This window comes from Moorena sp. SIO1G6 (assembly GCF_010672795.1).
GTDB classification, from domain to species: Bacteria; Cyanobacteriota; Cyanobacteriia; order Cyanobacteriales; family Coleofasciculaceae; genus Moorena; species Moorena producens.
In genome coordinates, this window is record NZ_JAAHFZ010000115.1 from 1 (window position 1) to 7,782 (window position 7,782).

Below are 7,782 nucleotides of genomic sequence, written 5' to 3' on the forward strand. Positions count from 1 at the left end.
TCCTAGCTCTTTCAATATCCATTGTTCCATATTTGTGATAATAGATGCCAGAGGCGATTCTAGCAAGAACACACACTTGACTCTTTTTGTCAAGTTTTATGTTAAGAAAGATGTTTATAAAGCATAGCTTAAAAAAGGGGGACTTTGAGATGGCTCCCACCTTATTAAGGACTTCGAGTATGGCTCCCCCCTTCCGCGCGGGGGGCTGGGGGGGATCATCATCTGGCGGAAAAATTTTAAAACACGCCTAAATCCTTAAAAAAGGGGGACTTTGAGAATGGCTCCACCCTTCCGCGCGGGGGGCTGGGGGGGATCATCATCTGGCGGAAAACTCGGAAATCCCCCTAAATCCTTAAAAAAGGGGGACTGTGAGAATGGCTCCCCCCTTCCGCGCGGGGGGCTGGGGGGGATCATCATCTGGCGGAAAACTCGGAAATCCCCCTAAATCCTTAAAAAAGGGGGACTGTGAGAATGGCTCCCCCCTTCCGCGCGGGGGGCTGGGGGGATCATCATCTGGCGGAAAACTCGGAAATCCCCCTAAATCCTTAAAAAAGGGGGACTGTGAGAATGGCTCCCCCCTTATTAAGGGAGATCCCCCTAAATCCCCCTTAAAAAAGGGGGACTGTGAGAATGGCTCCCCCCTTCCGCGCGGGGGGCTGGGGGGGATCATCATCTGGCGCTAACCTTTGGTAAACACGCCCTCCCTTGGGGGACCAACGGAGGCTTGACCAAAACCAGATGTCCGCGCATTCATTCCTTGATTCAGCAACGCCGTTTGCTTTGTCCTTCTATTGGTTCCCGTTTTTGCTACGTACCTAGTCAATTTCTCTGACGCACTTACGCACAATTGCTTACCAAAGCCTAGCAAACGCTATAAATAGTAGGGGCACATGTCATGTGCCCCTACAGGTGGATTAACTGTGTAAGTGATGTGTCGCAGCAAAACGGAGAGCTATTACGCGAGTATCAATCATTCTTTTTTGATGGACATTGTGGGGAAATATGTCTGTGATGATGCGGTATTGTGTTTGTTATGGGGTTATTTGCGTCGCTATGTGTCGGATGGGGGTAACTATCTAGATCTAACTGAGGGCATCTCCAAAGGATGCCCTATTTGTCCCCTAATTGGGGCGTTATTCCTGAAACCTTTGGACGTAAGCGTAACATATATTTGAAAGCACGCCTTAAAGAGGGGATTAATTGGCTGTAAGTCAAGACATGCTTGGGTTTTAAGGTGAGGTGGCGTCCGGTGACACGAACCCAAGATGGATGGGCGCACTGCCATCGAAAATGACCTAAAATTTTATGAATCCCTGGCAGTAGACCCCGGCATCGCTCATGTTTGTACTAGCCGTGCGCCGGGGAACTGACCCTTGCGATCGCCGACGCAGTTACCCTAACCCGTCCTAATCACATTAGTGAGACCTTCCCTAGCTTGAATCGATCCTCAAAAGAAAAATGACTCCCTCACATCAACTCTTTACACCTTCCGACCTCCGGCTCAAACAGCCTCTTCCAATGGCGAATAATCCTGTCTGGAGCTGCCTCAACTCTCTGAGTCCTAGTTCTCAAGGCAACGTTCGTTCGATGCTCATTACTATCGCCTCCATCCTCACTCAAGGCCAGTGCGATTTAGAACACCAGCTATTAGTGGTATCTATCTTGAGAATGCTGGCTCCCTCTGCCTGTTGTCAATTCCCCCCTTCGGCTACCCCATCTAGGTTTGAAGACTTCCGGGGAGAACTTTTGTCAGTCAACCAGGTGTTTTACCTATCATTTCTTGTGAGAGAACTTCCACTTAATACCAAAGATACCTAAACTAAGAGAAATTTCAGTTGAATCCAACTTCATTCCAAACTTAGTTTCTTTTGTTCTTAGTTCTGGTTTAGATTCCCTTGTTCTTAGTTCTGGTTTAGATTCCCTCATTTCATCGTACCACTTCCTCTCAAGCAGAATATCCAGTGTATCTCTAAAATGCATAAGACTCAAAAATTGTAATGTTTACTTGGCACACACCCTTGCTTCAAATACCGCAAACTTCCTTTGAAGCTCCTCGACCTTCAACTCTACCCCGGCCACCCTTTGACTCAAAGGCACATCGGCTGTTGCGCCTAAATACTGCGCCAGTGCAGCGGTCAACACCTCAGACTTAGTAACATCAACTTTAGTTATGTAGTCTGAAAACTTTTCATGAAGGCATGGAGGGATTCTAGCTCCCACAAATATGCTAGCCATGCGGTCAAATAGTAAAACGCTTTATGTTTAAATCTTATCGATTGTTTTCATCTTTGTAAATTTAAATTTCATCTTCGTGAGGATGGGTTTCCCGAACTTGGCTCCAAAAACACCTACGCCTACAAATTATAGCAGTCGCCATCATAGTTAGGACATAGAATAGAAAAGCCCTTCCACTTATCGTCCGATTTCTGTCATGCCCAAACCTTACAGCTACGACCTGCGCCAAAAAGTAATTCAGGCGATCGAACTCAATGGCATGAAGCGCTCTCGTAGCCAGTGAGTATTTTAACATTAGCCGCAACACCATTAATTTGTGGTTACGGCGTAAAGCAACAGACGGGGGACAAACGAACCAAAGTCAGGGAGCACCGAGGCTTGAATAACAAGATCACTGACTCGGAGAAGTTTCGAGCCAATGCCGAAACCCATGGTGACAAAACCCAGGTGGAGATGGCTGAGTTATGGGATGGAGAGATCAGCGATTCGGGCTTTGCCCGACGCTTCGCGAACGCACAATATCACGTGCCTTGAAGAAAATTGGGTTTACGCGAAAAAAAAGACTTACGGCTACCGTGAAAGAGATGAACAATTACGCCAAGCCTTTGTTGAACAGCTAGCCACCCAAAAGATATGAACAGATTGTTTATGCCGATGAGTCAGGTATGGATCATCGAGACGATTATGGCTATGGTTACAGTCCTAAAGGAGAGCGCTTTCATGACCTGAAGTCCGGTCGCAGAAAAGGTCGAGTCAACATGATTGCTGCACTTTGTGGCCAACAGTTGTTAGCACCTTTCACTATTGAATGCTATTGTAATCGAGAGGTATTTGAAACTTGGGAACGAAACGTGCTTGATTCCCACCTTGAGACCAGGGCAGAAACTGGTGATTGACAATGCCACCTTTGATAAAGGTGGACGTATTGAGCAACTGGTTCGGGCTGCAGGTTGTCAGGTGTGGTACAAACCCACCCTATTCACCAGACTTGAACCGGATTGAAAAATGCTGGTCATGGCTAAAAAGCCGCACCTCGCTTGCAACTAGAGCATTTTGAAACACTGCGAGAGGCTATGGAGCACGTCCTCACTTTAGCGTCCTAACCAACCTGGCTGTTGCTATATAAAATCCTATTTCCTTTAACTCCTTATCAAAGTCTCGCCACCGCTGCCATCAAGGAGATGAATCGGGAGATTGAGATGGTTAGTCGCGGAAATCTTCGATTAATTCCAAAAGTGCGGAAATTCCCTTATTCTTTTCTACCGGGAGTTACCCCCACGGGGTAACTCCCGTTCGATCGTCTGATCACACCTTAGACTACTTCTTTTCTCTGGCTCGGTGTTAATGTTTCCTTGATTTTGTCTAAAGTAAAATTAAGAATCAAACCCCAAATTATTCTCAGCATTAAATCCCTGCTCATTTAACTCTTCTATCATCCGCTCTAGCATTTCTCTCGCCGCTTTATACTTGATATAATTCCTACCACCAGCTTTATGCCCCCAAGCTAAACGAATAGGGGTGCATCTCACTTTTGCAAAAATACGACCATTGAAGGCTAAAAAACTTCTACAGTTCCCTCAGTGATAGATTTACAACTTTGAGATGCACCCACGAATAGTTTCCTGGATGCCCAGATTTCGGTATAATACCAAATCCGGTTGTCAAAACCCCTTGATAAAAATCGACCAAATCTTTTTATGCCAGTTTATGCCAGAAATCTAGGTCTATGCAGATAAGGGGGGTATGGGAACAGGATTTGGTATAACATCACCCTCAGCAGGAAGAGTCTTCCGTTGCGATCGAGGGTATCAAATAGCGGCTCATCCGGGGGGTTATCCAGCAAAGCCTCAAACCGGGCGAAATCGTCTTCCGCTCCCTACCCATAGGTCTTCCGGCTGTCTTCCGCTTCCGGGTCAGAGTCTTCCGGATTGCCATCCGAGTCTTCCGCACCCCCACCACCGGAAGAGTTGCTGAATTGTCCAAAAATGTCGTTGAAGCTGTCATTCTTTGCAGAGTTGCTGACAGAAATATAATTACCTGTAGGCTGCCAATTCTCAGGACGCGGGTACTCAGCTAGGGTATCATTTACCGTAACGGGACGATATTGATTATGCAACCATTGGAAGTCTGGCTCAGTGATTACCCCATTTTTTAACAGCCCCTTAGCATGGTCAACTGCCTTCTTTCCAAGTCGAATAATAGTGAGGTTATCTCAGCAGTCTCTAATGCCCTCAAACCCCTGCATCCTGACTTGCTTTCCAAAGGGCATGAAGAATCAATCTCATGCTTGTTTCTCATGCATCCTATATGATCGGCTTGGTGTAGGTGAATAGCCCCTTAAATCAACCTTTGGTATCCTGTCTCGCCTTCGATTTTTTCTGCGATCGCACGCAATTCATCCACGCATCTAACCAAATGGGGCAGCTCCTCAACCTCATCCAAATTTTTACACCGCTCGATCATGGTTGCGAGCTGGGACTGAAATTAATCCTCAATCGCCTCAAAATCACTTCCGATCCCCACCCACCACTGGCATTCCCTGCCATTGGTCGCCCTTGCGCTTCGTATAAATCACTTTCAGGTCTTATCCAAGCCCAATCCAGTCAGCCACCCATGCGCCGAGCCAAGTCTTTCCAGCACCCGTCTCGCTCAGAATGAGAAGATGGGGGTGCTTGTCTGGGTTGCGAAGCTCGTTCCAGTCGAATCTCGCCGGTGCTGATTCGTCAGCAAACTAGAGTTGTAGGTTCCCTAGTCCCGACCCATACTAAATCAACCCATCGAGGGTAACCGGTTAACCTTGGCCAAAAGGCCACACTGCGCGTTCAACAAAAAGATTAAGGTCTATAGATCGAAGCAGACATTCCTTGTTGACGTAGTTGGTTAGCAAAAGCATTGGCCTTGGCTTCATTTTTGAATGCTCCCATCTGAATTCTCGTACCTTGTGGGAATCGACCCAAAAAAGCACCAGGTACAATTTTCCTGGCTTTTGCTAAACCACTAGCACTGCCGTCGTTGAGTATCACGTAATATTTGATTTTAGTAGATTGAGACGGTGGTGGTGCAGTAGTTTTCTGACCGGTAACCACTGGCTGTTTAGGCAATGGTGCAGCAATAGAAACCGGTCGTGAAGCAGGCTGTGAATTGTTTTGAATTCTCTGGTTTGCTCTAGAGCCAATTTGATTCTGTACCGCCAGTTGCTTTCTTTTTGCTTCTAATGCGGCTTGTTGCTGCCGAGCTTGATCAACGATTCGATTTAACTTCTTACGCCAATGGCCTCGTGCTGGCAAATTGCTGTTCTGAGCATAGTTCAACACATCAACCCATCGACCCTGTTCATAGGCTTGTTGAATCTGATCAAATTTGCGTTCAAAGGATACCCATTCATTATGCCATTGGTCAATTTTGGTTTGGGCACCATTGAAAGCGGGACTACTAGGCAGAACCTCTTGTGCGATCGCAATTGCCCCCTTGATATTTCCTGCCTGATACTTGTCCACTGCCCTTGCCAAAATTAGTGAGCCATTATCTACCGGTTGTGCTGGTATTGGCTGACGGGTCTGTGGTGGCGATGGAGCCCTCCTGACGACAGGTTTTGGTTTTGGGTAAACTTTTTGCTTAGGAACGTTTCTCTTAGGAACATTTCTCTTGGGAGCAGTTGCCACCACTGGATCAACCGTTGGTGCGCAGTCAGTCAAATTTGTAAACACCCACCCGGTAACCGGTGAACTAATTTCTACCCAGCCAGGTTGTCCACTACCAGTTAGAACTAGACTGGTTCCCTGATTCAGCTGACCAACTTTTGACCCGTTAGGCTCGGAGCGCACATTCGCGAACGGATTACCTGTCACCTGGCAATTACCTGGGGCAGCTGGGGCTGGTGGCTCATATACCACCGGATCTGAACGGTGATTGGGTGTACTCCTAGGAGCAATTGGTTTTACTATTTTAGGTGGTGACCAAGAGCTAGAACGCATCGAGTAGATCATACCAGCTATCGAGGAAGTAACTAAGGCAATGCCAGTGCCAATGATCAGAGACAAATTATCCGATCTATCCGCCTTAGTTGGAGGCAAGGGAGTTGGTGCTGGTTTATTTGGAGTAGAACCTCTATCGGCATTTGCATCCCAAGTTTTTTGCTCTGAGAACGGCTTTGATAATTGCTCCGGTGGGAAGTTTTCTTCAACTGTGGGGATATTGTGAATTGAGTAGTAGGTCGGGGAATTGATGGAGTACGGTTTTGAATTAGTACTCAATTTCTGTAAGTCTCGTAAAACCTGCGATGCCGACTGGTAACGGTCTTTGACTTGGTAGCGAACCATTTTAGTAAGGACATTCGCCAATCCTAAACTCACTGACACCAGGGATTGCCAGTTAACTTCACCAGTTTTGAGGTCTTCCTGAAACTGATCTGGTAACATTCCAGTTAATGCCTGAATCCCAATAATCCCTAGGGCATAAATATCACTGCTAGGACAGGGCTGACCCAAAGCCTGCTCACTGGACATATAGCCTGGAGTGCCTACTACCACAGTATGGTGAGTTTGTCTATAGGCACTAACCAAATCAGTTTGAACTTGCTTAACTGCACCAAAGTCCACCAAGACTAACTTTTGATCTGCCGTGCGTCGGATCAGGTTATCGGGCTTAATATCGCGATGAATCACACCGTGACGGTGGACAAATTCCAAAATACCTAAGACTTCCTGCAATAGCGCAATCACCTGTTTTTCCTGCCATCGGTGACCAGGGGACAACTCTTGGCTCAAGAGATGCCCTTCGATGAACTGTTGCACCAAGTAAAACTCATGGTCTTCTTCAAAGTAGGCAAGTAGCCGAGGAATTTGGTCATGATTTCCCAGCTTTTCAAGGGTTTCAGCTTCCCTACTAAATAGGCGTCGAGCAGTTTCTAAAAATGTCTGAGAGCCATTGGGAGGCTGAAGTTGCTTAACAACACAGCTTGGGTTACCTGGACGCTTCGTGTCCTTGGCTAAATAGGTTTTGCCAAATCCCCCGGAACCGAGGACTTGAGTCACTTGGTAACGCCCGTCCAGTAACTTGCCTAACATAGGATTGATGTGCCTAAGATTTCACAAAAAGGAAGTTTAAAACTCCGCACCAAGGGGGCGGGTTGCTAACTGTCTCATGTTTAACATACGCTGATCGGTATTATTGACCAGGACTGTGACAATTTATCTTCTGATTATATGTATGCTATCAGCTATCAGCTATCAGCTATCAGCTATCAGCATTAGGCTAAAGGCTATCAGCTATCAGCATTAGGCTATCAGCTATCAGCTATCAGCTATCAGCATTAGGCTAAAGGCTATCAGCTATCAGCATTAGGCTAAAGGCTATCAGCTATCAGCATTAGGCTAAAGGCTATCAGCATTAGGCTATCAGCTATCAGCTATCTGCATTAGGCTGACCGCTGACCGCTGACCGCTGACCGCTGACCGCTGACCGCTGACCGCTGACCGCTGACCGCTGACCGCTGACCGCTGACCGCTGACCGCTGACCGCTGACCGCTGACCGCTGACCGCTGACCG

General features: G+C 47.0%; 5 protein-coding genes and 2 pseudogenes. 3 read left to right on the plus strand and 4 right to left on the minus strand.

What is annotated here, in order from left to right; genetic code table 11:
- Window positions 1-929 precede the first annotated feature (929 nt).
- Together F6K63_RS35875 and F6K63_RS35880 are read left to right on the plus strand one after the other, a co-directional pair.
- On the plus strand, window positions 930-1,175 hold the full coding sequence (locus F6K63_RS35875; RefSeq protein WP_165691849.1) for a hypothetical protein: 246 nt from the start codon (window positions 930-932) through the stop codon (window positions 1,173-1,175).
- Between the two features lie 283 nt (window positions 1,176-1,458).
- The gene (locus F6K63_RS35880) at window positions 1,459-1,818 is read left to right on the plus strand and encodes a hypothetical protein (RefSeq protein ID WP_131827102.1); all 360 of its coding nucleotides are present in this window, start codon (window positions 1,459-1,461) and stop codon (window positions 1,816-1,818) included.
- Between the two features lie 183 nt (window positions 1,819-2,001).
- Here the strand turns inward: F6K63_RS35880 and F6K63_RS35885 are convergent, their stop codons facing one another.
- Complete coding sequence (locus F6K63_RS35885) at window positions 2,002-2,235, minus strand: hypothetical protein (RefSeq protein ID WP_008190683.1); 234 nt, start codon at window positions 2,233-2,235, stop codon at window positions 2,002-2,004.
- A 196-nt stretch (window positions 2,236-2,431) separates the two neighbouring features.
- Between F6K63_RS35885 and F6K63_RS35890 the strand changes: the two are divergent.
- Window positions 2,432-3,338: pseudogene (locus tag F6K63_RS35890) on the plus strand (IS630 family transposase).
- Between the two features lie 773 nt (window positions 3,339-4,111).
- On the opposite strand, the gene F6K63_RS35895 reads toward F6K63_RS35890, so the two are convergent.
- The 3 genes and pseudogenes from F6K63_RS35895 to F6K63_RS37545 all read right to left on the minus strand — a co-directional run.
- Window positions 4,112-4,351 (minus strand): hypothetical protein, encoded by a 240-nt coding sequence (locus F6K63_RS35895; RefSeq protein WP_008190671.1) that lies wholly within the window; start codon window positions 4,349-4,351, stop codon window positions 4,112-4,114.
- A 718-nt stretch (window positions 4,352-5,069) separates the two neighbouring features.
- Window positions 5,070-7,301 carry a protein kinase domain-containing protein gene (locus F6K63_RS35900; protein WP_287314872.1) on the minus strand — a complete coding sequence of 744 codons (2,232 nt, stop codon included), beginning with the start codon at window positions 7,299-7,301 and terminating at the stop codon, window positions 5,070-5,072.
- A 337-nt stretch (window positions 7,302-7,638) separates the two neighbouring features.
- Window positions 7,639-7,782 (minus strand): annotated as a pseudogene (locus F6K63_RS37545) (hypothetical protein); the annotation flags it as partial.

Coding starts and splice junctions, on each gene's coding strand:
- F6K63_RS35875 (WP_165691849.1), top strand. CDS start 930: ATGTGTCGCAGCAAAACGGAGAGCTATTACGCGAGTATCAATCATTCT.
- F6K63_RS35880 (WP_131827102.1), top strand. CDS start 1,459: ATGACTCCCTCACATCAACTCTTTACACCTTCCGACCTCCGGCTCAAA.
- F6K63_RS35885 (WP_008190683.1), bottom strand. CDS start 2,235: ATGGCTAGCATATTTGTGGGAGCTAGAATCCCTCCATGCCTTCATGAA.
- F6K63_RS35900 (WP_287314872.1), bottom strand. CDS start 7,301: ATGTTAGGCAAGTTACTGGACGGGCGTTACCAAGTGACTCAAGTCCTC.